General features: G+C 61.7%; 24 protein-coding genes. 8 read left to right on the top strand and 16 right to left on the bottom strand.

All coding sequences use genetic code 11. The features are described from left to right. Positions 1-2: 2 nt before the first annotated feature. Genes FG13_RS05230 through FG13_RS05220 form a run of 3 tightly spaced genes read right to left on the bottom strand, consistent with a single transcriptional unit; the run spans position 3 to position 5550 of the window. Positions 3-1193, bottom strand: a complete 1191-nt coding sequence (locus FG13_RS05230; RefSeq protein WP_035819025.1) for a hybrid sensor histidine kinase/response regulator — start codon at positions 1191-1193, stop codon at positions 3-5. Continuing rightward, a complete protein-coding gene (locus FG13_RS05225) occupies positions 1190-2068 on the bottom strand; it encodes a CheR family methyltransferase (protein WP_051958573.1) in 879 nt (292 codons plus the stop codon). The genes FG13_RS05230 and FG13_RS05225 overlap by 4 nt, the downstream gene beginning before the upstream one ends. After that, positions 2068-5550: a response regulator gene (locus tag FG13_RS05220; protein WP_035819023.1), complete on the bottom strand. Its 3483-nt coding sequence runs from the start codon at positions 5548-5550 to the stop codon at positions 2068-2070. The genes FG13_RS05225 and FG13_RS05220 overlap by 1 nt, the downstream gene beginning before the upstream one ends. A gap of 282 nt (positions 5551-5832) precedes the next feature. Here FG13_RS05220 and FG13_RS05215 point away from each other — a divergent pair, with 282 nt between their 5' ends. Beyond that, on the top strand, positions 5833-6285 hold the full coding sequence (locus tag FG13_RS05215; protein WP_035827342.1) for an Hsp20/alpha crystallin family protein: 453 nt from the start codon (positions 5833-5835) through the stop codon (positions 6283-6285). A 474-nt stretch (positions 6286-6759) separates the two neighbouring features. On the opposite strand, the gene FG13_RS05210 is transcribed toward FG13_RS05215, so the two are convergent. Continuing rightward, positions 6760-8106: an MFS transporter gene (locus FG13_RS05210; RefSeq protein WP_035819021.1), complete on the bottom strand. Its 1347-nt coding sequence runs from the start codon at positions 8104-8106 to the stop codon at positions 6760-6762. A gap of 217 nt (positions 8107-8323) precedes the next feature. On the opposite strand from FG13_RS05210, the gene cyoA reads away from it, so the two are divergent. From cyoA to FG13_RS05175, 7 genes are all read left to right on the top strand, one after another. Next, on the top strand, positions 8324-9307 hold the full coding sequence (cyoA, locus tag FG13_RS05205; protein WP_071653323.1) for a ubiquinol oxidase subunit II: 984 nt from the start codon (positions 8324-8326) through the stop codon (positions 9305-9307). 84 nt (positions 9308-9391) lie between these two features. Beyond that, positions 9392-11395, top strand: coding sequence for a cytochrome o ubiquinol oxidase subunit I (gene cyoB, locus FG13_RS05200; RefSeq protein ID WP_034748052.1), 2004 nt, complete (start codon positions 9392-9394; stop codon positions 11393-11395). Then, positions 11388-12026, top strand: a complete 639-nt coding sequence (gene cyoC / locus FG13_RS05195) for a cytochrome o ubiquinol oxidase subunit III (RefSeq protein ID WP_034788486.1) — start codon at positions 11388-11390, stop codon at positions 12024-12026. The genes cyoB and cyoC overlap by 8 nt, the downstream gene beginning before the upstream one ends. Further along, positions 12023-12409 carry a cytochrome o ubiquinol oxidase subunit IV gene (cyoD, locus tag FG13_RS05190; protein ID WP_034748058.1) on the top strand — a complete coding sequence of 129 codons (387 nt, stop codon included), beginning with the start codon at positions 12023-12025 and terminating at the stop codon, positions 12407-12409. Before cyoC ends, cyoD begins: the two co-directional genes overlap by 4 nt. Further along, entirely contained in the window at positions 12406-13242 is an 837-nt protein-coding gene (locus FG13_RS05185) for an SURF1 family protein (RefSeq protein WP_035819020.1), read from the top strand. Before cyoD ends, FG13_RS05185 begins: the two co-directional genes overlap by 4 nt. Further along, on the top strand, positions 13226-14575 hold the full coding sequence (locus FG13_RS05180) for an ATP-binding protein (protein ID WP_034748064.1): 1350 nt from the start codon (positions 13226-13228) through the stop codon (positions 14573-14575). Before FG13_RS05185 ends, FG13_RS05180 begins: the two co-directional genes overlap by 17 nt. Then, positions 14565-15101, top strand: coding sequence for a response regulator transcription factor (locus tag FG13_RS05175; RefSeq protein WP_034748067.1), 537 nt, complete (start codon positions 14565-14567; stop codon positions 15099-15101). Before FG13_RS05180 ends, FG13_RS05175 begins: the two co-directional genes overlap by 11 nt. Here the strand turns inward: FG13_RS05175 and FG13_RS28770 are convergent, their stop codons facing one another. From FG13_RS28770 to FG13_RS05115, 12 genes are all read right to left on the bottom strand, one after another. Continuing rightward, complete coding sequence (locus tag FG13_RS28770; RefSeq protein ID WP_051958571.1) at positions 15102-15773, bottom strand: hypothetical protein; 672 nt, start codon at positions 15771-15773, stop codon at positions 15102-15104. Between the two features lie 221 nt (positions 15774-15994). Continuing rightward, the gene (locus FG13_RS05165; RefSeq protein ID WP_035819016.1) at positions 15995-16579 is read right to left on the bottom strand and encodes a hypothetical protein; all 585 of its coding nucleotides are present in this window, start codon (positions 16577-16579) and stop codon (positions 15995-15997) included. Positions 16580-16606: 27 nt separating this feature from the next. Beyond that, complete coding sequence (locus FG13_RS05160) at positions 16607-17101, bottom strand: GNAT family N-acetyltransferase (RefSeq protein ID WP_081922446.1); 495 nt, start codon at positions 17099-17101, stop codon at positions 16607-16609. 104 nt (positions 17102-17205) lie between these two features. After that, complete coding sequence (locus FG13_RS05155; RefSeq protein WP_035819014.1) at positions 17206-17571, bottom strand: hypothetical protein; 366 nt, start codon at positions 17569-17571, stop codon at positions 17206-17208. A gap of 25 nt (positions 17572-17596) precedes the next feature. Beyond that, entirely contained in the window at positions 17597-18400 is an 804-nt protein-coding gene (phnE, locus tag FG13_RS05150) for a phosphonate ABC transporter, permease protein PhnE (RefSeq protein WP_035819012.1), read from the bottom strand. Beyond that, complete coding sequence (locus FG13_RS05145) at positions 18397-19209, bottom strand: PhnE/PtxC family ABC transporter permease (protein ID WP_035827336.1); 813 nt, start codon at positions 19207-19209, stop codon at positions 18397-18399. Before FG13_RS05145 ends, phnE begins: the two co-directional genes overlap by 4 nt. Before the next feature lie 17 nt (positions 19210-19226). Beyond that, positions 19227-20039, bottom strand: a complete 813-nt coding sequence (locus FG13_RS05140; protein ID WP_035819010.1) for a phosphonate ABC transporter ATP-binding protein — start codon at positions 20037-20039, stop codon at positions 19227-19229. 76 nt (positions 20040-20115) lie between these two features. Next, positions 20116-20982 (bottom strand): putative selenate ABC transporter substrate-binding protein, encoded by an 867-nt coding sequence (locus tag FG13_RS05135; protein ID WP_035819008.1) that lies wholly within the window; start codon positions 20980-20982, stop codon positions 20116-20118. 28 nt (positions 20983-21010) lie between these two features. Next, positions 21011-22075 (bottom strand): selenide, water dikinase SelD, encoded by a 1065-nt coding sequence (gene selD / locus FG13_RS05130; RefSeq protein ID WP_035819004.1) that lies wholly within the window; start codon positions 22073-22075, stop codon positions 21011-21013. A gap of 104 nt (positions 22076-22179) precedes the next feature. Continuing rightward, on the bottom strand, positions 22180-23259 hold the full coding sequence (gene mnmH / locus FG13_RS05125; protein ID WP_035819001.1) for a tRNA 2-selenouridine(34) synthase MnmH: 1080 nt from the start codon (positions 23257-23259) through the stop codon (positions 22180-22182). Positions 23260-23349: 90 nt separating this feature from the next. Continuing rightward, positions 23350-24162 carry a hypothetical protein gene (locus FG13_RS05120; RefSeq protein ID WP_152598689.1) on the bottom strand — a complete coding sequence of 271 codons (813 nt, stop codon included), beginning with the start codon at positions 24160-24162 and terminating at the stop codon, positions 23350-23352. Further along, complete coding sequence (locus FG13_RS05115) at positions 24159-25244, bottom strand: HBL/NHE enterotoxin family protein (protein ID WP_051958568.1); 1086 nt, start codon at positions 25242-25244, stop codon at positions 24159-24161. Before FG13_RS05115 ends, FG13_RS05120 begins: the two co-directional genes overlap by 4 nt. Positions 25245-25292 lie beyond the last annotated feature (48 nt).

The raw sequence follows: 25292 nt of genomic DNA, 5'->3' as shown, positions 1-25292 counted from the left end.
CCTCAGCTGCCGGCCAGCGGCAGGGTGACGCTGAACAGGGCGCCATTGCCGGGCTGGCTTTGCAGGGTGATGGCGCCGCCGTGCGCATCGACCAGCTGCTTGGTGATGAACAGGCCCAGGCCCAGGCCGCCCGTGCGGTCCTGGTGGATGACGCGTTCGAAGGCATCGAAAATGCGTTCCTGGTCGCGCGCGTTGATGCCGATGCCATGGTCGCGCACTTCGATGACGGCGCTGTTCTGCGTGTGCGCCAGGCTGATTTCCACGGGCTGGCCCTGGCCGTAGCGCACGGCATTGCTGATCAGGTTGACGACGATCTGCTCGACGCGGAAGGCATCCCAGTAACCGTGGATGGGCTCGAAGGCCATCACTTCCAGCACGCTGCCCGTCGTGGCCGCATATGGCGCCAGGTCGTCCGCCACGCGGCGCACGAGGCAGGTCAGGTCGACGGCTTCGCGGCGGATCGACAGCTTGCCGCTGGTGATGCGCGAGACGTCGAGCATGTCGTCGATCAGGCGCACCATGCTGCGGATTTGCCGCCCGTCGCGCGCCACCATCTTGCCCAGCTTTTCCGGCTCGAAAGCGGCCAGGTTGCCCCGTTCCAGGTTGACGGTGCGCATCTGCGTTTCCAAAAACAGCGTGTTCAGGGGCGTGCGCAGTTCGTGCGCCACCATGGACATGAATTCGTCGCGCAGGCGCAGCGAGCGCTGCAGTTCCGCCTGCGTGGCGCGCAATTCTTTCAGCAGCGCTTCCTGCTGCTGGCGGCTGTGCTCGAGCGCCTGCACCTGGCGCCGCGTTTCGCTGCGCTGCTGGTGCAGGGCCACGAAGACGTTGACCTTGCTTTGCACGGCATTGATGTCGAGCGGCTTGTGCAGGAAGTCGACGGCGCCGCTTTCATAGCCCTGGAAGGCGAAATTCATTTCCTTGCCGGCCGCCGTGACGAAGACGATGGGGATGTGGCGCGTCTTTTCCGTGCCGCGCATCAATTGCGCCAGTTCAAAACCATCCATTTCCGGCATTTGCACGTCGAGGATGGCCAGCGCGAAATCGTGCTCGAGCAGCAGGGCCAGCGCTTCTTCGCCCGAGGATGCCTGGTAGACGCTGCGGTCGCTCTCGCGGATCAGCGCATTGAGCGCGCGCAGGTTTTCCGGCAAGTCGTCGACGATCAGCAGTTTGGTACTTGTTTCATTCATCATGTTTCATTCCTGGCATGGCTTTGCCGTCCAGCGTAGTGGGAAGCGGCGTGCGAGGGCGCACGCTTGCGGTAGAGCTTTTCGGGACCCGGCAATGGCTCGAAGTCGGCGGCAAAGCGGGTGAAATGCGTGCTTTCCTTGCTGCCCAGGCCCAGGAAACCCCGGTGGCACAGCGAGTCGTGGAACAGGCCCAGGGCCCGTTCCTGCAAGGTTTTGTTGAAATAAATCAGCACGTTACGGCACAAAATCAATTGCGTTTCAATAAACACGCTGTCCGTGGACAGGCTGTGGTCGGTAAAGTTAATCCTGTCGAGCAGGCGCTGCTGGAAGCGCGCAGTGGCATGCTCGACCGTGTAGTAGTCGGTCAGCTGGCCCAGGCCGCAGGCGGCCAGGTAGTTGGCGCCGTACTCATCGAGCCGGTGCAGCGGATACACGCCGCGCGCGGCCGTGGCCAGCGCTTGCGGATTGATATCGGTGGCGTAAATCGTGCTGCGTTCGAGCAAGCCTTCCTCGTGCAGCACGATGGCCAGCGACAGCGCCTCTTCGCCCGTGCAGCAGCCGGCCACCCAGATGGTCGGCGACGGGTAGGTTTTCAGCACGGGCACCACCTGTTCGCGCAAGGCGAGGAAAAAGGCCGGGTCGCGGAACATTTGCGTGACGGGCACGGTCAAAATCTGCAGCAGCTTGCCAAAGGCGGCCGCGTCGTCGAGCACCAGTTGCTGCAAGGCGGGCATGTCGGCGCAGTGCAAGCGTTCGAGCGCCTGACTCAGGCGGCGCCGCTGCGAGGGTAAGGAGTAATCGCGAAAATCATAGCTGTAGCGCTGATAGATCGCATCCATCAGCGCGTGCAGTTGCGCGTCCGTGGTGCGCAGAGACATCAGATGCGTTCCATCTTCGGCATCCACACGCGCAGCAGCGAATACAAGCGGTCGAGGTCGATCGGCTTGGCCAGGTAATCGGATGCGCCCGCCTGCAGGCATTCTTCCTGGTCATTCTTCATGGCCTTGGCCGTGATGGCGATGATGGGCAGCTTGTTGTAGCGGCCATCGGCGCGGATCAAGCGCGTCGCTTCCAGCCCATCCATGCCCGGCATCATGACATCCATCAACACCAGGTCGATATCGTCCACGCTGTTGAGCTTGCTGATGGCTTCGAAGCCGTTGCGGCCGATTTCCACCACCACGCCTCGCTGTTCCAGCGCATTCGTCAGGGCGAAGATATTGCGCACGTCGTCGTCCACCAGCAAAATCTTGCGCCCTTCAAATACGCGTTCGCGGCTGCGCACCTGTTGCAGCATGCCCTGGCGCTCGCTCGACAGTTCGGACTCCACCTTGTGCAGGAAGAGGGTGACTTCGTCGAGCAGGCGCTCGGGCGAACGGGCGCCCTTGATGATGATCGAACGCGAGTATTTCATCAGGTCCGCTTCTTCCTCGCGGCTCAGGTTGCGGCCCGTGTAGACGATGACGGGCGGGAACGAGCACAGCTCTTCATGTTCCATGCGTTCGAGCAATTCGTTGCCCTGGATGTCGGGCAGCTTCAAGTCGATGATCATGCAGTCGAAAATCTGCGTTTTCAGCAATTCCAGCGCTTGCTCGCCCAGCGCCACTGCCGTGATTTCCACGTCGTCGTCGCTGATCAGGTGGACCACGCTTTCGCGCTGGCGTTCGTCGTCCTCGACCAGCAGGATGCGCTTCATTTTTTGCGTAAACTTCGATTCGAGCTTGCGGAACACTTCCTTCAGCTGCTCGCGCGTGCGCGGCTTGGTGGCGTAGCCGATGGCGCCCAGCTGCATGGCTTCCTGGATCTGGTCGTTGCCGGACACGATGTGCACGGGAATGTGGCGCGTCAGCGGGTTTTCCTTCAATTGCTGCAAGACCAGCAAGCCCGGACGGTCCGGCAAGCCCATGTCGAGCAAGATGGCGTCGGGCAGGAATTCCTCGGCCAGGCGCAAGCCTTCGTCGGCGCCGTGCGCCACCAGACAGCGGTATTGCATTTCATGCGCGAGGTCGAACAGGATGCCGGCAAACGACGGTTCATCCTCGATCACCAGCACGGAACGCTGGCCCGTTTTGGCGGCCGGCACGCTATTCCTGTCATCCTCGAAGGTGGGCAGCGGCACGGGCTTGGCGGCAGGCGCCGCCTTGGGTGCGGCGGCCGCGGCGGGCGCTTGCGGCGCGGCGGTGGGCGTCGGCGTCGACGCCGCTTCCACCGCGCGTTCCGGCATGACGGCCGGCAGCACCAGGGTAAACGTGCTGCCCTGGCCGGGTGTGCTGGCCAGTTCGATGCTGCCGCCCAGCAAGGCGGCCAGGTCGCGCGAAATCGACAGGCCCAGGCCCGTGCCGCCATAGCGGCGGCTGGTGGTGCCGTCGGCCTGGTGGAAGGCGTCGAAAATCTTGTGCTGCTGGTCGCCGGCGATGCCGATGCCGGTATCCTGCACCTGGAAGCGCACCTGGCCGGCCGCATCCGTGCTCACGTGCAGGGACACGGTGCCCGCATCCGTGAACTTGATGGCGTTCGACAGCAGGTTTTTCAGGATTTGCTCGAGGCGCTGGCGGTCGCTGACGAAGGACGGCGGGACGTCCGGCGCCACCTTGACGTCAAACACCAGTTTCTTTTGCTGCGCCTGGGCGCCGAACAGCATCTTCATGCTGCTGAGCAGCTCGTTGAAGGGCACCGCTTCCGGCGTCAATTCCAGCTTGCCTGCCTCGACCTTGGAAATGTCGAGGATATCGTTGATGAGGGTAAGTAAATCGTTGCCGGCTGAATAAATGGTTTGCGCGAACGTCACTTGCTCCGGCGTCAAGTTGCCGCTGGTGTTGTCCGACAGTAGCTTGGACAGGATCAGCGAGCTGTTCAGCGGCGTGCGCAGCTCATGCGACATGTTCGCCAGGAATTCGGATTTGTAGCGGCTGGCCCGCTGCAGCTCTTCCGCGCGCGCTTCCAGCTGGGCGTGCGCCTCGCCGATGGCCATGTTTTTCTGGTCCAGCGACAGCGCCTGCACGGCCAGTTGCTCGTTCGACTGCTCCAGCGCCGCCTTTTGCTCTTCCAGGTGCGCCTGCGACTGCTCCAGCACGCGCGACTGCTCGCCCAGCTCTTCATTGGCCGTGCGCAGTTCTTCCTGCTGCACTTCCAGTTCTTCATTCAATTGCTGGGTTTCTTCCAGCACGTTTTGCAGGCGCTGGCGGTACAGGGCCGCTTCCAGCGAGGTGCCGACATTCGCGGCAATCAGGTTCAGCCATTCCTTGGCGCGGGCGCTGACGGGATGCGTAAAGCCCAGCTCGATGACGCCGTTGACGACGCCTTCGTTGTTGACCGGCGTCAAGACCAGTTCCAGCGGCGTGCCGCGGCCCAGGCTTGACGTCACGGTCAGGTAATTCTCGGGCACTTGCTGCACATGCTTGAGGCGCTTTTCGCGCGCCGTCTCGCCCACCAGGCCTTCGCCCAGCTTGAAGACTTGCTTGTCCTTCACACCCTGATCGTTGAAGCCGTACACGGCCGTGCGGCGCAGGCTGCCATCCTCGTCGACGACGTACAGGGTGGCGATGGCCACGTCGAGGCGGTGGGCCAGGAAATCGAGCACGTGCCGACCCAGTTGCGGCAAGCCCAGCTGGCCGCTCGTGTGGGCCGCCAGCTCCGTCTGCCCCGTGCGCAGCCAGGCTTGCTCCTGCAACACGTCGTTATCCTTGCCGCGCTGCTCGAGCGCATCGTTGTAGATGTCGGACAGGCGCAGCAGTTCGCGCCGTCCCAGGTAGGCCAGCAGGCCCGACAATCCCAGACTGAGGATGAGGAACACGACGACGGCCAGCATGGTGCGGCTTTCGGCCGTATCGGCCCGCTCCTGGCGCAAGCGCTGCTCCATGGACAGGAAGGTGAGGAATTCGCGGCGGATTTCGTCAAATTCGAGCTTGCCTTCGCCCTGGCGCACGCGCGCGAGGAATTCCTGGTTGTTGCGGCGCTGGGCGATCACGGCTTCCGCGTAATCGAGCCACTGGCCTTGCAGCGCGCGGATGCGGCGCAAGCGGTCCACCTGGATGGGGCTGTCGGACACCAGATCCAGCAGGGTGGTCATTTCGACGGCGATCTTTGCCTTGCCCGATTTATACGGGGCCAGGAACGTTTCGTCGCCCGTCAGCAAATAGCCGCGCATGCCCGTTTCCAGGTCGACCGACAGCTTCATGACTTCATTCGCATTGCCGATCACGCGTTCGGAATGCTCGACCGAGCGCAGGGCCGAGAGCAGGTAGGCGATCAGGCCGACAAACACGAGGGCCGTGATGACCCCGATGACCAGCGGCAAGGTCACATTGCGGGCGAGGATGCGGCGAAAGCTGAAGGAGTCGATCGGGGTCTTGGTATTCATTATGTCCGTGGAAGGCTGTCGCGAAAAAATCAATTTTAATTGAAATGCAAGATTTCTGGTGGTCAAGCATAGCGTGCGTTAGCATAACAGCCTTGGGGCATTTTCCGCAGGCGCAAGGTAGTGCAAAGCGCGCCAGCGCACAGATGAAAGTAGCTTGAAAATCAAGCTGGCCACGATTGAGGCGGATCAAAGATATTGGTTGTTGACATCCTAAGATGCAGGAGGTGGTGGCGCCCATGCGGCTGGCCACTGTGTGCAAACCAGACCATGCAGGAGGACATCATGGCTAATCATTTGATCCGTCGCGATCCGCAAAACCCGCTGGCACGTTTCGACCCGTTCAGCGACATGGAAGAATTCATGCACGACTTTTTCGCGCCCGCCCTGCGCCTGCGCGATGGCGGTTCGCCACGCATGCGCGTCGACATTTCCGAAACTGAGCAAGCGTATCAGGTGCAGGCGGACATTCCAGGCGTCAATAAGGACGATATCAGGGTGTCCATCGACGGCAACCGCGTCTCCATCAGCGCTGAACTCAAGGATGAAAGGGTGACCCGCGATAGCGGAGGCAAGACCGTGCGCAGCGAGCGCGAGTACGGCCAGCAATACCGCAGCTTCGTGCTGCCGCAAGAAGTGGACGAGGCTGGCGCGCAGGCCCGCTACGAAAATGGCGTGTTGCTGCTGGACTTGCCGAAGAAGGAGGGCACGGGCGGCCGGCAGCTGGCGATACAGTGAGCCGGATCGGGTTTAGCTGCGTAGGTCAGATTAGTGCAGCGTAATCTGACAATCTTCGTGGCGGCGCCTGTCGGCTTACGCCCTGCGGGCTAAGCCGACCTACGAAAAAACGCGGAACGATGCCGGCGTTTTTTCAAACCGCGCGCCGGGCCGGGTTCTAGCTGCGTAGGTCAGATTAGTGCAGCGTAATCTGACAATCTTCGTGGCGTGCTTGTCGGCTTACGCCCTGCGGGCTAAGCCGACCTACGAAAAAACGCGGGACGATGCCGGCGTTTTTTCAAACTGCGCGCCGGGCCGGGTTTTAGTTGCGTAGGTCAGATTAGCGCAGCGTAATCTGACAATCTTCGTGGCGCGCCTGTCGGCTTACGCCCTGCGGGCTAAGCTGACCTACGAAAAAACGCCGGACGGTGCCGGCGTTTCGTGGGGTGTTCCGGGTGACGGCGCGCCGCCACCCGGATTGCCTCTCAATATATGTCAGTCGCGAATTTCCAGCGCCCGGTTCAGGCTCAGGGCAGCCAGCGAGGCGACGGCGCCCGACAGCAGGTAGAAGCTGACATAGGCGAGGCCGAAGTTGGCCGACAGGCCCAGCGCCACCAGCGGAGCGAAGCCGGCGCCCACCAGCCAGGCCAGGTCGGACGTCAGGGCCGCGCCCGTGTAGCGGAAGCGGGCAGGGAAGTTGGCCGTCACGGCGCCGGCGGCCTGGCCGTAGGACAGGCCCAGCAGGCTGAAACCCACGAGGATGAAGACGTCCTGGCCAAAGTTGCCGCCACCCATCAGGGTTGGCACGAAGGCGCTGAAGATGGCGATCAGCACGGCCAGTACGCCCAGGGTGGTGCGGCGGCCCACTTTATCGGCCAGCACGCCGGAAATCACGACGCCGATGGCGGCCAGCACGGCGCCCAGCATCTGCACTTGCAGGAAGTCGGATGCGGAACGGGTCTGGTAGACGGAAATCCACGACAGCGGGAACACGGTGACGAGGTGGAACAGGGCGTAGCTGGCCAGTGCGGCGAGGGCGCCGATCAGCACGTTGCGGCCCTGGCCGCGGCTCATTTCAAACACGCTCACGGGCTGCAGTTCGCGTTCGTCGAGCAGGCGCGCATATTCATTCGTCGACACCAGGCGCAGGCGGGCAAACAGGGCTACCACGTTGATGGCGAAGGCCACATAGAAAGGATAGCGCCAGCCCCAGTCGAGGAAGTCCTCATCCGTCAGGGTGGTCAGCATGAACCAGAACAGGCCGGCGGCGATCAGGAAACCGACCGGTGCGCCCAGCTGGCCCAGCATGGCGTACCAGCCGCGCTTGTTTTCCGGCGCGTTCAGGGCCAGCAGCGACGGCAAGCCATCCCACGAGCCGCCCAGGGCCACGCCCTGGCCGATGCGCAGCACGGACAGCCAGATGATGGCGGCAAAGCCCAAGTGCGAATACGTCGGCAGGAAGGCGATGCCGGCCGTCGACACGCCCAGCAGGAAGAGGGCGAACGTCAGCTTGGCACTGCGTCCCATGCGGCGCTGGATCTCCATGAAGATCACGGTGCCGAACGGACGGGCGATGAAGGCGAACGAAAAGATCAGGAATGCATATAAGGTACCTTCCAGGCGTTCTTCAAACGGGAAGAAGACGCGTGGAAACACCAGCACCGAGGCGATGGCGTAGACAAAGAAGTCAAAGTATTCGGAAGCGCGGCCGATGATCACGCCGACGGCGATCTCACCGGGGTCGATATGCGATTCGACCGTGCCGGCCCCGCGTGCGTCGCGCAGGGAGTGGGGGGAAAAGTCGGCGGGTACATCCCCGCTGTGTATGCGCGTGCTGGACATGATGATCGTCTCCAATATAGTTTCGAGTTCGGCCAACGCGTAACATACCCCGGGTGTCTCACGCCCGGAGTAGGACTATTCAATAGATAGCTGTAGGAAAACTCCGCAACCACCGAGTGAAAATCCGAGCAAGGGGGTGGACAAAACGTCCAATTGCCAACGCGCTCCAGTGAGAATACAGTACCATATCTTCATCCCCTGTACTGGACTTTCCTGTATGTTTTCATTAAAAGTTCGTCGCGGACTGCTTCTTTTACCTCTCGCATTGTTGGCTGGTTGCAATACGGTGGTACTGAATGCGTCTGGTGACATCGCAGTTCAGCAAGGCAATCTGATTGTCATCTCGACATTGCTGATGCTGTTGATTATCGTTCCGGTAATCGCCCTGACCCTGCTTTTCGCATGGCGCTATAGAAAAAACAACACCGCGGCCAAATACGAGCCGGACTGGGACCACTCGACTCGCCTCGAGCTGATTATCTGGGGCGCGCCCCTGCTGATCATTATCGTGCTGGGCCTGCTGACCTGGATCAGCACCCACACCCTCGATCCATACCGCCCATTGAGCCGTATCGACGCCAACCGTCCTATTCCTGCCAGCCACAAGCCGATGATCGTCGAAGTCGTGGCCCTGGACTGGAAATGGCTGTTCATCTACCCGGAGCAAGGCATCGCTTCCGTGAATGAACTGTACGCGCCCGTCGATCGTCCGATCCGCTTCAAGATCACCGCCTCGTCCGTCATGAACTCGTTCTTCATCCCCGCACTGGCAGGTCAGATCTACGCCATGCCGGGCATGGAAACGCAGTTGAATGCCGTCATCAACAAGCCTGGTGTCTATAAAGGCTTCTCCGCCAACTACAGCGGTGCCGGTTTCTCGGGCATGCGCTTCAAGTTCCATGGCGTCAATGATGCGGACTTCGACAAATGGGTGGCATCGGCACGTGCCGGTGGCGGCGCGCTGAACCGCGACGACTACCTGTCGCTGGCCCAGCCTAGCGAACGCGATCCGGTGCGCCGCTACAGCGCCGTACCTAGCGATCTGTACAAGGCAATTCTGAACCGCACCATCGTTTCCGACGCCCTGTGCGTGACGCCGGTCGAGCCATACAAATTGACGATGGCAAATAGCCCGGTAGCGGCCGTAACGGCAGTAGTCGCTAGCGATGCAGTAGTTGAAAAGGGCGTTCAAGCCAAGTAACGACTGCATGAATCCCGCAGCGCATTGCGCTGCAGATACTGGCGCCGTTTGCCTGGCGCCTCCCTTTTTTCTCTGAGAGTAACAATGCTAGACCATATTGATCTGACGAAGCTTATATTCGGCCGTCTGACTTGGGATGCAATTCCATTTCACGAACCTATCCTGCTGGTGACCTTTGCCATGGTTGCCCTGGGCGGTATCGCACTCGTTGCGGCACTGACGTATTTCCGCGTCTGGGGTACCCTGTGGCGCGACTGGATCACCAGTATCGACCATAAAAAAATCGGTATCATGTACATGATCCTGGGCCTCGTCATGCTGCTGCGCGGCTTTGCCGACGCGCTCATGATGCGTACCCAGCAGGCTGTTGCCTTTGGCGACAATGCCGGCTTCCTGCCACCGCATCACTACGACCAGATCTTCACCGCCCACGGCGTGATCATGATCTTCTTCGTCGCGATGCCTTTCGTGACGGGTCTGATGAACTACGTGGTGCCGCTGCAAATCGGCGCGCGCGACGTGGCTTTCCCATTCCTGAACAACTTCAGCTTCTGGATGACCACCATGGGCGCCGCCCTGGTCATGGCTTCGCTGTTCGTCGGCGAATTCGCCCGCACAGGCTGGCTGGCGTATCCACCGCTGTCGGGCATCGTCGGCAGTCCGGACGTGGGGGTAGACTATTACATCTGGTCCTTGCAGATTGCCGGGGTCGGGACGCTATTGTCCGGTGTTAACCTGATCGCCACCATCGTCAAGATGCGCGCGCCAGGCATGACCTGGATGAAAATGCCCGTCTTCACCTGGACCGCACTGTGCACCAACATCCTGATCGTCGCCGCTTTCCCGGTACTGACGGCGGTGCTGGCCATGCTGTCGCTGGACCGCGTTGCAGGCTTTAACTTCTTCACGACGGAACTGGGCGGCAACGCCATGATGTACGTCAACCTGATCTGGATCTGGGGTCACCCGGAAGTCTACATCCTGATCCTGCCGCTGTTCGGCGTGTTCTCGGAAGTCGTCGCCACGTTCAGCAGCAAGCGCCTGTTCGGCTACGCCTCGATGGTGTACGCCACCTGCGTCATCATGATCCTGTCGTACCTGGTATGGCTGCATCACTTCTTCACCATGGGTTCGGGCGCCAGCGTCAACTCCTTCTTCGGCATCACGACGATGATCATTTCGATCCCGACGGGCGCGAAGATCTTCAACTGGTTGTTTACCATGTACCGCGGCCGTATCCGCTTTGAACTGCCTATGCTGTGGACGATCGGCTTCATGGTCACCTTCACCATCGGCGGCATGACCGGCGTGTTGCTGGCCGTACCACCAGCGGACTTCGTGCTGCACAACAGCCTGTTCCTGATCGCCCACTTCCATAACGTGATTATCGGCGGCGTGGTCTTCGGTGTATTTGCTGCAATCAACTACTGGTACCCGAAAGCCTTCGGTTACAAGCTCGACGTGTTCTGGGGCAAGTGCTCGTTCTGGTTCTGGTTCGTCGGCTTCTACCTGGCCTTCATGCCGCTGTACGTGCTGGGTCTGATGGGCGTGACCCGTCGTGTCAACCACTTTGAAGATCCATCGTTGCAAATCTGGACCATCATCGCCTGGTTTGGCGCCGTCTCGATCGCACTGGGTATCGCTTCCATGCTGATCCAGTTCTTCGTCAGCTACCGCAACCGTCACGCCCTGCGCGACGTGACCGGTGACCCATGGGGTGGCCGTACGCTGGAATGGTCGACGTCGTCGCCACCGCCAGACTATAATTTCGCCTTCACGCCACAAGTGCACGAACTCGATGCATGGACTGACATGAAGAAACACGGTTACCAGCGTCCGACATCCGGTTTCACGAAGATCCACATGCCGAAGAACACCTGGGCTGGTTTCGTGATCGCCGCGCTGAGCGCACTGGTCGGTTTTGGCCTGATCTGGCAAATGTGGCTCGTCGCCAGCATTGGCTTCGTGATCATGATGGTCACCATCATCGTCCATACCTTTAACTACAAGCGCGATTACTACATTCCTGCGGAAGAAGTGGTCCGTACCGAAGACGCTTATACTAAATTGCTGAGCAGCCATGTCTGATACCATCGCCCATAACACCGGCGCCGCTGGCGCCGCACCAAGCACGCGCAGCTACTTTGTGCGCGAGCACCACCCGGAAAACGGCAGCCTGCTGGGTTTCTGGCTCTACCTGATGAGCGATTGCCTGATCTTCGCCTGTCTGTTCGCCACGTACGCCGTGGTCGGCCGCAGCTATGCGGACGGCCCGACGGGCGCCGCGCTGTTCGACCTGCCGCTGGTGGCCGTCAACACGGCCATGCTGCTGCTGTCGTCGATCACCTACGGCTTCGCCATGCTGGCCATGCAGCGCAAGCAATTGCGCAGCACCCTGGTCTGGCTGGGCATCACGGGCCTGTTCGGCCTGGCCTTCCTGTCGCTGGAAATGTATGAATTCATTCATCTGATCCACGAAGGCGCCGGTCCGCAGCGCAGCGCGTTCCTGTCGTCGTTCTTCGCACTGGTCGGCACCCACGGCTTGCACGTGACGTTTGGCGTGATCTGGCTCGTGACCTTGATGTTCCAGTTGAACAAGCATGGCCTGACTCCGGAAAACGGCCGTCGCATGATGTGCCTGTCGCTGTTCTGGCACTTCCTGGACGTCATCTGGATTGGCGTCTTCACCTTTGTCTACCTGATGGGAGTGCTGCCATGAGCGACCACCACACACACGGCGATAGCCACCACCATGACAACCACGATCATGGCAGCCTGAAAAGCTACACGATCGGTTTCATCCTGTCGGTGATCCTGACGGCCATCCCGTTCTGGCTGGTGATGACGAAAGCCATCACCAACTCGGGCACCATGGGCCTGGTCCTGCTGGCGTTCGCGGCTGTTCAAGTCGTGGTGCACATGGTGTACTTCCTGCACATGAACACCAAGTCCGAAGGCGGCTGGAACATGATGGCGCTGATCTTCACGATCATGATCGTGGGCATCGCCATGGCCGGTTCCCTGTGGGTCATGTACCACATGAACCACAACATGATGCCGGATCTGATGCCTGAGTACATGCATACGAAAACGGCTCCATGATGAGTAATACGCGCCCAAGCAACACCGGGCGCGCCCCTGGCGCCGCATCGCAAGATGCCGCGCCAGGCCCACGCGGCATGGTCGTGCATTATTCAAAAATTGCATTGGCCTTGCTGGCGGGGATCTTGTTTGCCGGTTTCTGTGCCCTGGGCACCTGGCAAGTCAAGCGTCTGTTCTGGAAGCTTGACCTGATCGAGCGCGTCGAACAACGCGTACATGCGCCCGCAACGGACGCACCTGGACCCGCAGCCTGGGCCAGCATCACGCAGCAAACGGATGAATACCGCCATGTGCGACTCTCCGGTACCTATCTCCCCATTTTCAATACCCTGGTGCAAGCAACGACGGCACTGGGCAGCGGTTACTGGCTGATGACGCCCTTGCGTCTGGCCGATGGCAGCACCGTGCTGGTCAACCGCGGCTTCGTGCCGAAACGGGAAGGCATCGCCGCCAGCACGCCGGCCGGTATCGTCCACGTCGACGGCTTGCTGCGCGTCAGCGAGACGGGCGGCGGTTTCCTGCGCGAAAACAGTCCTGCCACGCAGCACTGGTATTCGCGCGACGTGGCCGCCATCGGCGCCTCGCACATGCTGAGCAATGTGGCGCCGTATTTTGTCGATGCGAAGGCCAAATCGGAAACGGCCGTTGATGCACCCGTCGGCGGCCTGACCGTGATTTCCTTCCACAACAACCACCTCGTGTACGCCTTGACGTGGTTTGCGCTGGCCCTGATGGTGGCCGGCATCACGTGGTGGCTCGTGCGCGAAGACAAGCGCCGCCGCGCGCGCCGTAGTGCCGGCACGCAAGAGAGTGACCATGCCGGGCAGGATTGAGATCCTGCCCAACCGCGAGGTACTAGAACGCGGTGCGGTGGCGGCCGAGATGGAACATCCGGCCGGCCACCAGAACATGAAGTTGCTGATCCAGCTGCGCTGGCTGGCCGTGATCGGCCAGATCAGCACGATCTTCGGCGTGGGCGTGGGACTGGGCATCGCCTTGCCCGTGCCTTACATGCTCGAAGTGCTGTCCTGCCTCATCGCTTTTAATCTTGCCAGCCTCTTGCGCTGGCACGAACGCCAGCCCGTTTCCAACACGGCTCTGTTCCTCGCTCTGCTGGTCGACGTCACCGTGCTGACGGCCCAGCTCTACCTGAGCGGCGGCATCAGCAACCCGTTTGCCTTCCTGTACTTATTGCAAGTCATCCTCAGCGCCGTGCTGCTGGAAGTGTGGTCGACCTGGATCATGGTGGCCATCACCAGCCTGTGCCTGGCCGGCCTGGCCTTGTTGCCCGGCCCCCTGATTCTGCCGATCGACCCCGAGCGGGGCTTTTCCAGCCTGTACGTGCAGGGCTTGCTGATCTGTTTCATCCTGAACGCCGCCTTGCTGGTGGTATTCATCACGCGCATCAACCGCAACCAGCGCGCCGGCGACGCCAAGGTGGCGGACTTGCGCCAGCGCGCGGCGGAAGAAGAGCACATCATCCGCATGGGCTTGCTGGCTTCGGGCGCCGCGCACGAGCTGGGCACGCCGCTGGCGACCCTGTCCGTCATCCTCGGCGACTGGCGCCGCATGCCGGAACTGAGCAAGAACAGCGAATTGCTGGAAGAAATCACGGAAATGCAGGCCCAGTTGCAGCGCTGCAAGAGCATCGTCAGCGGCATTTTATTGTCGGCGGGCGAGGCGCGCGGGGAATCTTCCGTAAAAACGACGATCAATACCTTCCTCAACGACCTGGTCGACGAGTGGCGCACCAGCCGCCCGATCCAGGGTTTCGAGTACGATAACCGCATCGAGCACGACGTGCCCGTCGTCTTCGATTCGACCCTGAAGCAAACCATTTGCAACGTGCTCGACAATGCGCTGGAAGCGTCGCCCGAGTGGCTGCGTTTCGAAGCGACGCGCGAAGCGGATGCCTTGCACCTGGTCATTACCGATGCTGGCCCCGGCTTCGAGCCGTCGATGCTGACGCACCTGGGCAAGCCGTATCAAAGCAGCAAGGGCAAGCCCGGCGGCGGCCTCGGTTTGTTCCTGGTGGTCAATGTCGCGCGTACCCTGGGCGGCACGGTGACGGCACGCAACCGGGTGCAGGGCGGGGCGGTGGTGCACCTGGCCTTGCCGCTGGCCGCCATCAAACTGGAAAGAGAAAGCGACCACCATGCAGGATGACCGTCTGTTACTGATCGTGGAAGACGACGCCGCGTTTGCCCGCACCCTGGGCCGCTCGTTCGAGCGGCGCGGCTACCAGGTCATCCTGGCCACCAATTTCGACGAAGCGAGCGCCTTGCTGGAGCAGCATTGCCCCGACTACGCCGTCGTCGATCTGAAACTCAATGGCAATACTTCAGGTCTGGCTTGCGTGCAGATGCTGCACCAGCACGACCCGGACATGCTGATCGTCGTGCTGACCGGCTATGCCAGCATCGGCACGGCCGTCGAAGCGATCAAGCTGGGCGCCTGCCAGTATCTGGCCAAGCCGTCGAACACGGACGACATCGAAGCGGCCTTCGGCCATGTGGCCGGCAACGCCGACATCGAACTGACCAACCGCGCCACCAACATCAAGACCCTGGAATGGGAACGCATCCACGAAATGCTGGCCGAGACGGATTTTAATATTTCGGAAACGGCCCGCCGGTTGGGCATGCACCGGCGAACCCTGGCGCGCAAGCTGGAAAAGCAGCGGGTGAAATAGTCACCGCGCAGTTTGGGTGTCGTCGAACGTCAGCTCGACAACGCTGTCATCGCTCCAGTCCTGTTCCCGCAACGGCGGCGTGAACGACGCGCCACTGAAGGGCACGGGCGCGCTTTTGCCGTTGTAGCTGATCGTCGCGGCCGTGATGCGCCGTGGTTCGGAAAAGCTGTAGGTTCCCTTTTGCGACACGAAGTTGCAGGGACCGCCCAGCGCGCCCATCGCCGTGCGCATGGCAAAAGGCAAGGTGTCCTTGTCGATGGCCCAATGCACTTCGCACGCCAGCCGCAGGTCGCCCAGGCGGCGGATGGTGTCGCTGGTGGCCGCGCTCCTGACGTAGGGTATCCACCGGACCGAGCCAGCCTTGCGGTTCACGCTCAGCTCGGCCTTTTCATACAGCGGACCCTGCTCGACGGGTAAAACGAAGATATTGCGCTCGTTCAGCGGGATCGCCATCCCCGCCTCGTCGCTTTCCAGCCGCAGGGCGATGGCGTGCATGTCGACGTCGGCGCGGCGTGGCTCCAGAATGAAGCGCAGTTGCGCGCCAGGCGCCAGACCATGTTTTTCCTCGAAGCGTTTGATGCCCTTGAGCATGGCACTGTAGGGCTTCCAGTCCGGATCCCGGATGCCTTTGACATTGACGGACGCCGCCGCCTCCAGATTGGCTGGCTCCACGGCCTGCGCCGTTTCCTCCCGGGCCTGGACCGCGGCGACGCATAAACACAGCAGAAGACCAGCTATTGCACGCATATTCATCCTGTTCATTTGACTCCCAAGTAATCGTAATCCCAGCTTGGCAGAGTGTAGAAAAAAACACAGGCGCCAGGTGGTTTTTAAGACAGGATGTCAATCGGGATGAATGGAGTGCCTGAAATCGCTGTTTTCCGGATTCGCCATCAATGATCTGCGGCTTTAATGGCGGTGCCCGAAATGACCAATGCCTCGTGCTCATAGGCGCCCAGATGGCCATAATGACCTTTGGGACTGAGATAAGCGACAATATGCACAAGCGGCTGCTCATAGGCTGAATTGGGCGCCACCAGGCCAACGTCCCGCCATGCAACACTGCCGAAGGAATTTAGCCACCATGGGCCGGCGTCACCAGGGTCAAGCTGGGCCGGCTGGAACATGCTCTTTTCAAAGCCTCGTGACCAGACGCCATCGCGTTCGATGGTACGGTAGCCATAGCCTGCCATGATATTGGCCCGTTCGGATGGATGGTCGCGCCAATAGCGTTGACCATTCGTGTAGGCATCACGCATGACGTCTGATTGCGTGAGAATTCCACCGTATGGATGAGTCAAGCCTTGAAAGAACCACTGCGCATATTCGGCTGGCGGCGTGGATGCTTGCTTGTCCGCCGCCTGTGTTTGCGCAAACGCATGGGCATATTCAAGAACGATCTGTGGAATATTGCCAGCGTTCGCCTTGCCGGCAAGGGCGCTTATGAATAGCAGGACTGTTGCAATAGATCGTCGCATCGCGTTTCCTCTTTCCATTGTTAATGTCTAGGCAGGCTCCCGCCATTCCATTTTCTGCACCTGGATATGCGGATGGCTTTCCAGCGCTTCCCATTCCGGCAAAAAGACAAAGCCCTGTTTCTGATAAAACGCGGCCGCGCGCGCATTTTCCGGCGCCACGTCGAGCACCAGGCGAGCATGGCCATTGTTCACGGCGCATTGTTTCACGGCGTCGACCAAGCCCTGCGCCACGGCCAGGCCCCGATATTCGCGATGCACCCACATGGCGATCAGATGGCACTCGCCATTGCCGGCCACCACTTGCGCGGCCAGACCGATGGGCTGCTCTCCATCAAAGGCGAGGAAAAAGGTGCGCTGCGGCGTGCTGACGGCACGCTGCTGCCAGTCGGCATCGGAAAAACCGGCCGCGCTGGCATGGCTGGCGCCAAAGGCCGTGGGGGCGTCGAGCAGGGCGGCCAGGCGCGCGGCTTTCAGGGCGGGCCAGTCGCTGGCGGTGGTGGGGCGGATGAGAATATTGTTCAAATCTTCAGGATTCCTCAGGCGACAAGGTCAGTCATAGCGGTCATTGGCGATATTAACAGCATCGCTGCCGTGCCGGCTCCCCGTTCGTATTTATCGGGTGCCACTCAGGACTGGTCCCACACTTCGATGGTCAGCAGTTGACCGGGTTCACATGCGGCAATGCGGTTCTGGTGCACGGTAATGCAGCCGGGCCAGCCCGTCAGCTGGCCTTGCGGAAATTCGCCATCCTGCGCTTCGGCGATGCCCGCCTGCAGCAGCGGCACGACGACGTTCGCCAGCGCCGTGTAGCGGTTGGGAAAGCCGTTGAAGGCCAGCTGGGTCGCCTTGCCTTGCTGGCATAGTTGCGCGATCCAGTCCGCACCGAACAGGCCCGCTTCCCACGTGGCGAGAAATGCATCCTTGTTGACTTTCGTCATATCGGCCATTTGCTCCGGCGTTTCTGTCGAGATAATGGTCCACCAGCCTGACATGGCTTGTCCTTGTGAAAAGTGAAAGTTAACGGGTCATGGCGCGGCGCAGCAGGTAGCTGAGGCCATCGACGGCGGCCACCATCAGCAGCATGGCGACGATGACTGTAGCGGCGTTCTGCATCTGGAACAGCGACAGATGGTATTTCAGCATCTGCCCCAGGCCGCCCGCACCGACGACGCCGAGGATGGCAGCGGCGCGGATATTGTTTTCCCAGCGGTACAGGGTGTAGGACATCATCTGCGGGCTGCACTGCGGCAAGGTGGCATACAGGAAAGCCACGGCGGGCCGTGCGCCATTGATGCGCAAGGTGGCGGCCGGCAAGGGCGGGCAATTTTCAAACGCGTCGGCAAACAAACGGCCCAGCACGCCTACCGTGTGCAGCGCCAGCGCCAGGGTGCCTGCAAACGGGCCCAGGCCGGCGGCGATCAGCAAAATCGAAGCCCACACCAGCTCCGGGACCGAACGCAGCACGTTGAGTACCGCGCGCGTGGCGTTGCGCGCCAAGGAACCAAAGCGGCCGCTGGCGGGCAGGGCCAGCAGGGCCCCCAATATTGCCGCGATGACCGTGCCGATGGCCGACATGGCCAGGGTTTCAAACGTGGCGATGCCGACTTTCATCAGGAAGGGGCTGGCCAGCTCGGGCGGGGCGAAGCCGTGCAGGAAGTCGGCGCTCGTGCGCACGGCGTCGGCGCTGAAGAATTCACCCCATTTCAGGGGCAGGGTGGCGAAGCTGGCGATGGTCAGCAGCAGCAAACCGGCCAGCAAGGCCCAGGTCGACCAGCGCACGGGCGCAGGCGCGGGCATCGCGCCGAAATTCGGATGCTTCATGCCAGCCTCCGGCGCAGCATGGCGGACACGGCATCGGCGCCTGCCACCAGCAGCACGAACACCATCAGCATGGTGGCCAGCTCATTGCCCGCCATCATTTTCATCGATTCATCCATGCGCTGGCCCAGGCCGCCCGCGCCAACAAAGCCCATGACGACGGAGCCGCGGATCGCGCATTCCCAGCGGTAAATCGTATATGACACCAGTTCGGCGGCCGATTCGGGCAAAGCGCCGTACAGCAAGGCTTTCAGGCGGCCGCTGCCATTGTGGAGCACGGCGTTGCAGGCGGCCGCATCCGACGATTCGAGGATTTCCGCGTAGACCTTGCCCAGCATGCCGCAATAGGTGAGGGCAATGGCGATCACGCCCGCCGTCGGCCCCAGGCCGACGATGCGCACTAATAATAAAGCCCAGACCAGTTCCGGCACGCTGCGCAGCAGCACCAGCAGCGCACGCACGCAATGGCGCACGCTGGCGGCCAGCGGCGACACTCGGCCAGAGCCGATGCGCGAAATCGACAGCCGCTCCGTCACCAGCAGGGTCAATGGGATGGCGCCCAGCATGGCCAGCGCCATGCCGGCCGTGGCCATGGCGATGGTTTCCCAGCTGGACACAGCCACCAGTTGCAAAAATTCCAGCGAGTGCGCGGGCGGCACGAAACTGGCAATAAACTGCCAGGTGGCCGCCAGGCTTTGCGCATCCCATAAAATCCACGGCTTGAATTCGGCCTGCACCAGCATCGGCCATAGCACGAGCAGCGCCACGGCCGTGATGGTCAGGCGGCCGCGCCAGGCAGGGTCGCGCGGCATGGCGGCGTTGGGGCTGTTCAGCAAAGGGGCCTCGCGGCGTCCAGATTTATTTCCACGGCCTCGAACTGCGGCGCCGGATCGGCCTTGTTGCGGTACAGCTCGGCGATCATGGCGTCGCTGACCTCGCTGCTGGGCGCATCGAACACGATCTGACCATCGCGCAGGGCGACGATGCGCGTAAAGCAGGCGCGGGCGATTTCCACCTGGTGCAGGCTGCAGATCAGGGTGGCGTTGCGCGCCGTCGCTTCGGCCTGCAGCACATGGATCGTCTGCAAGGCCAGAGTGGGGTCGAGCGCGGACAGCGGTTCGTCGACGAGGAACACTTGCGCGTTCGACACGAGCGCGCGGGCCATGCCGCAGCGCTGGCGTTCGCCGCCGGACAGGCGGTCGACTCTTGCATACAGTTTGTCCTGCAAGTTGAATTTACCTAAAGCTTCCCACGCGGCGCGCGGGTCGACGGGCGCGAGCAGCGAACGCATCGCCGTCCACAAGCTCCATTGCGGCAAGCGGCCCGCCAGCACGGCGTTGACGACGCGCTGGCGCGGCGGCAGCGGCGGCGTTTGCGGCGCCAGGAACAAGCGCGCGCGCAAGCGGTGGCGTTCGGCGCTGCCGATCTGCCACGGTGAAGTGCCCAGGATGTTCAATGTGCCCGATGCCGGGCGCAGCGCGCAGGCCAAGGTGTGCAGCAAGCTGGTCTTGCCGGCGCCGGAGGGACCGATCAGGGCGATCTGTTCACCTTGGGCTACGTCCAGGCTCAGCTCGCGCAGGGCCAGCGCATTGCCGGCGGCGCCCGCGTGGTGGACGCTGACCTTGTGAAGTTGGAATGTCATGCTATGTGTCGGTGCAAATGAGGGCTGGGGTCAGACCCGGCGGGTCTGACCCCGGATTTCTGCTGCTTGTCGAAAATTACTTCAACAACTTCGCGTCGCGCGCGGCCGCTTCGATATCCTTGTAGTTCTCGGCCTTGGTCGGGATGAACTTGGTGGCGCGCTGCAGTTCGAGGATTTCCTTGCCTTCGGCCGTCGATGGATCGAGCGCCAGGAAGGCGTCCGTCAGCTTCTTGCGCACGACGGGGTTCATGTCGGCGCGCACGCTCCAGTTGTAGTCGTAGTAGCCTGGTGTCGTGTAGAACACGCGCACCTTGCTTGGGTCGACCTTTTTCGCTTCGACCAGTTTTTCCCACACGGAGATATTCAAGGTACCCGCATCGACCTTGCCACCAGCCACTGCCGCCACGGTGGCGTCATGCGCACCCGAGAACGCGATGCGCTTCATGTCCGTGTCCGGGTTGATCTTGGCGGCCAGCAGGTAGTAGCGTGGCATCAAGTGACCGGAGGTCGACGATTCCGAACCAAACGTGAAATTCTTGCCTTTCAGGTCCGACAATTGATTGATGTCCTTGCTGGTGGTCACGAACACCGAGCGGAATTTCGTGTCTTCCTCACGCTGCACCAGCGGCACGATCTTGCCGCCGCTGCGCACGTTGGCTTGCACGAAAGTAAAACCGCCGAACCAGACCATGTCGAGCTTGTTATTGATCAAGCCTTCCACGGAGGCCGCGTAATCGGTGACAGGCGTAAATTCCACCTTCATGCCCAGCTTTTTCTCCAGGTAGCTGCCCAGCGGCTTGAATTTGCGCTGCAATTCCGTCGGCGCTTCGTCGGGAATGGCGGATACGCGCAACACTTGCTGCGCTTGCGCCAGGCCACTGTGGATGGCCAGGGTAGCGGCGACGGTGGCCAGGATGGCGGGGAATTTTGAGAATGTGCTCATGGGAGTGCCTTTGTAAAAAAATTGTTCATTAGATGACGGAAACTCCGGTTGTGCCTTCCAGCATCTCGCCGATGACGACGGCGTCGGCAAAACCTTCGGCACGGAAAATCGCCAGCACTTGCTCGACGGCTTCCGGCGCGCAGGCCACCAGCAGGGGGCCGGCCGTTTGCGGGTCCGTCAGAATCGCCTTGTCGATGGCGCTCAGGCTGTCGGCCAGCGCCACTTGCGCGCCATAGCCTTGCCAGTTGCGGCCGGAGGCGCCCGTGATGTTGCCGTTGTGCGCCAGTTGCTGCACTTGCGGCAGCAGCGGCACGGAATCCATGGCGATGCGCGCCTGCAACTTGGCGCCGCGCGCCAGTTCCAGGGTGTGGCCCAGCAAGCCGAAGCCCGTCACGTCCGTCAGCGCATGCACGCCATCGACCAGGGCCAGCTTCTTGCCCGGGGTATTCAATTTGGTGGTGTTGTCGATCAGGGAAGCGTAGCCATCCGTGTCGAGCGCATTTTTCTTCAGCGCGGCCGACAAGATGCCCACGCCGATCGGCTTGCCCAATACCAGTTTGTCGCCGACGCGCGCGCCCGCGTTGCGTTTCACCTGCGATGGGTGCACGAGGCCCAGCACGACGAGGCCATAGATCGGCTCGACGGAGTCGATGGTGTGGCCGCCCGCAATGGGGATGCCGGCCTGGGCGCAGATGGTTTCTCCGCCTTTTAATATGAGGCCGATGGTTTCCACGGGCAGCTTGTTGATCGGCATGCCGACCAGAGCCAGGGCCATGATGGGCGTGCCGCCCATGGCGTACACGTCGGAGATGGCATTGGTGGCGGCGATGCGGCCGAAGTCGAACGGGTCGTCGACGATGGGCATGAAGAAGTCCGTCGTGGCGATCAGCGCCTGCTCGTCGTTGAGCTGGTAGACGGCCGCGTCATCCGAGGTTTCTATGCCGACCAGTAATTCCTTCGGCAGGGGAAAGCCGCCGCTGCCCTTTAAAATATCGGCCAGCACGCCCGGTGCAATTTTGCAGCCGCAGCCGCCGCCATGGGCAAATTCGGTCAATCGGATGGGGGTATTTGGTGTTACTGCGCTATCTGACATGGGAGTTCCTGCTGATGTTGTGTACTGCTATGATCATTTTTACCCCAGACGCAAAATCTGGGGTCGGACCCTCAGGGTCCGACCCCGGTATTCTGCCTTTGGGTTCATTGCTTTCCGTCTCCGACGATAGCACATAATGCGCGCGCGGCTTGCTCAAAGGCATGTTCTGAAATATCGGGCAAGACCAGCGGCGTCGCCTGGGCATAGCGGCTGAAGTTGCGGGCGATCGATTGCCGGTAAACGGGGTCGTAATGCTGTACCAGCAGTTCTTCCACCAGCTCGGCCATCCGTCCAGACGTGGCCAGTTGCTGCCAGTGGGTAATTTTCTCCTTGCCATGCAACTGCGTCAGCAGGGCCAGCTGCACGTTCAGGCGCGCCGGGTCGCCGACGAAATGGTCATAGTCCTGCATCAGCAATTGCACGCGCTGGTCTGTTGCCAGCCGGACGTCCGTACAAGCGGCCGCGCGCATCTTTTCCATCAGCGCATCGGGCACGCGCAAACGGCCCACTTTCTTGCTTTCCGATTCGATGAAGACGGGCAGTGCCGGGTCGAAAGTGCGCAGTTGCTGCCACAGCGCGCTTTCAAACGCTTTTTGCGATGGCTGGTCTTCCTCGGGCAAGCCGCCCAGCACGGAACCGCGGTGGGCCGCCAACTGCTCCAGGTCGATCACTTGCGCGCCTTGGCTGTCCAGCACTTGCAGCAAGCGGCTCTTGCCGCTGCCCGTGGGACCGCACAGCACGTTGATGAAGTCGAAGGGCTCGGGCAGGGTGGCCAGCTCGGCGTTCACGTGGCGCCGGTAATCCTTGTAGCCGCCCTCGAGCTGCGTGACGGGCCAGCCGATGCGCGCCAGGATGTGCGCCATGGCGCCGCTGCGGTTGCCGCCGCGCCAGCAGTAGACGAGCGGCTTCCAATGCTGCGGGTGACCGAGCAAACCCTCTTCGATATGCCGCGCGATATTTTTCGCCACCAGCGCCGCGCCCAGCTTCTTCGCTTCGAAGGCGCTCGTCTGCTTATACAAGGTGCCGACACGCACGCGCTGCTCGTCGTCCAGCACGGGCAGGTTGATGGCGCCCGGCAAATGGTCTTCCGCGAACTCGGACGGGCTGCGCACATCGATGATGGCATCGAACTCGCTCAAGCGGGGCAGGATATCGCTGAAAGGCTGAACTGCGGGGTATTTCATCGTGGCGCGGGTGCTGGCAAGGGGAAAGACGTATTATCCCCGATAAACGCCCGTGCCGTCAGTCCCTGCAAGCAATGGATGCCAGGCGGTTCAAGCGGCATCCGTGCCCAGGGCGACCAGTTCCGTGCTGGCGGCCGTCGCCATCAAGGCAATGACGACCGCGGCGTCGCCCGCGTCCAGGTCGCCGCTGACCTCGAGCAAATCGCTGACGAGGAAATTGACGGCATTGCGCACGCCTGAAATGCTGCTGGCGAGGCCCTGGCAATCCGTGCCCAGCTGCTGGCACGCCGCCTTCATGCCATTGAAGGCGCCGATCTGGCCGTTCAAGCCGCCGATCTGGCTTTGCAGGTCGCTGACATCGGATTTCCATTTCAAGTATAGGCCCAAGGCCACGGCCAGGCCGACCAGGCCGAACGGACCGAGCGCTAGCAGATAGTAATAGCGCTTTTGCGCCGCATCGAGTTCGCTTTGCGCGTCGCCCAGTTGCCCCTGCAAGCTTGTCACCTGGCTTTGCAGGCCCGCTTCGACACCGGCAAGCTGGTTGAAATAGCCCATCAATTGCGCCGTTTGCGCCGTCAGCGTGCCGGCCGTTGCGTTGGCTGTGCCTTGCAGCTGCTGTGCCTGCTGCTGCAGGGCCGACATGGCCGCCTTGATGTCAGGCAGCGGCGCCTGCGCCGAGAGCATGCTTTGTACTTGCGCCAGTTGCGGCGTTGCCGTCTGGACGAAGGCGGCAACAGCCTGCTGCAACGCGTGCGTTTGCGCCAGCATGGGCAGGATCAGGGCATTGCATCCTGCCTGTATCTGCTGGGCGGCTGGCGGCAAGCCACCGAGGGCCGCGATCCGCTGCTGCGCGGCCAGCAGGTTGGCGAGGGTTTGCGTCAGCAGGCCGGCCATGGCGCTCACGCCGCTGCGGCGACGGCCGCTTCGCCCACCGTCTGGCCCTTGGGCGCGACGATGCTGGTAACGCCCGTCATCTGACCCTTGATGGTGGTGATGTCCGTAGTGACGGCTTGCATTTCCGTGTTGGCGGCCGTCAGGAACAGGCTGCGGATGGTGTCCGTGTTTTGTATGCCTTGCTGCAGATCGCTGATCAGGCTGCCCAAGTCGCTGCTGAGAAATTCCCACGCGTTTTCCATCTGCGTGGCCGATTGCACGGCTGCCTGCACCTGGTTCGACAGGCTGGCATAGCCGCTGCTGATGCCGGTGGACAGCTTGACTTCGGCCGTCAGCGACGCTTCCTGTCCCAGCAGGGTCGCCTTTTCATCGTTCAGGTTTTTCAGGGTGATGGCCGAGGCCACTTCGCCGCCTATGCCGGCGGCCACGACGGCAACACCGGCCACCACCAGCGGCGTCGACGTGCCTGCCGTGACGAAATCGGCCACGCCCCCGACGACGACCATGAAGGTGCCGCCCACGATGGCCAGGCCGCTCAGCACGGTGCCGGCAATGGCGCCGTCGATCTGGCCCTGGATGGTGCCGAGCTGGCTGTTGATGGAGCTGAGCACGCCATTGTCGCCATTCACGGCCGCGTTCAGGTCGCTGACGGTGGTGGAGAACGAGGCGGAATCCGTGGTCAGGTTGTCGTGCAAGGTCTGCAGTGCGCTGACGACGCCATTCGCGGCTGTCTGGTATTGCTGAGATTGCTGTTGCAGCGCCGTCAGGGTGGCGATCCATTGCGCCTCGGTCGAGCCGGTAGGCAAGGCCGTCAGCACGGCATTGTTGAGCGCATAGTAATTGCCGATATTGGCGATGTTGGCAATGATCGTGGGCTGGATGACATTCAGGTAGGCGGTGGCGTGGGTTTGCGCCTGACCCAGGCCATCGTTGATTTGCGACTGGTATTTCAGCAAATTGGCGTCGCCCGAAAAATCCACGCTGGGCTGCTCGTTGATGCTGTTGGCGTAGGTTTGTATCAGCAGCGCTTGTGAACATTGCGCTTTGTTGGCGGTGCTGATGCCTTGTGCTGCCTGGTTTTGATTCGACATGCGCGGCTCCTCGGATGGATCGTTGTGGGGACAAGCGGTGGCGCACCG

It is taken from the genome of Janthinobacterium sp. RA13 (genome assembly GCF_000745325.1).
Classification (GTDB): Bacteria; Pseudomonadota; Gammaproteobacteria; order Burkholderiales; family Burkholderiaceae_D; genus Janthinobacterium; species Janthinobacterium rivuli.
This window is presented reverse-complemented; position numbering and strand designations above follow the sequence as displayed.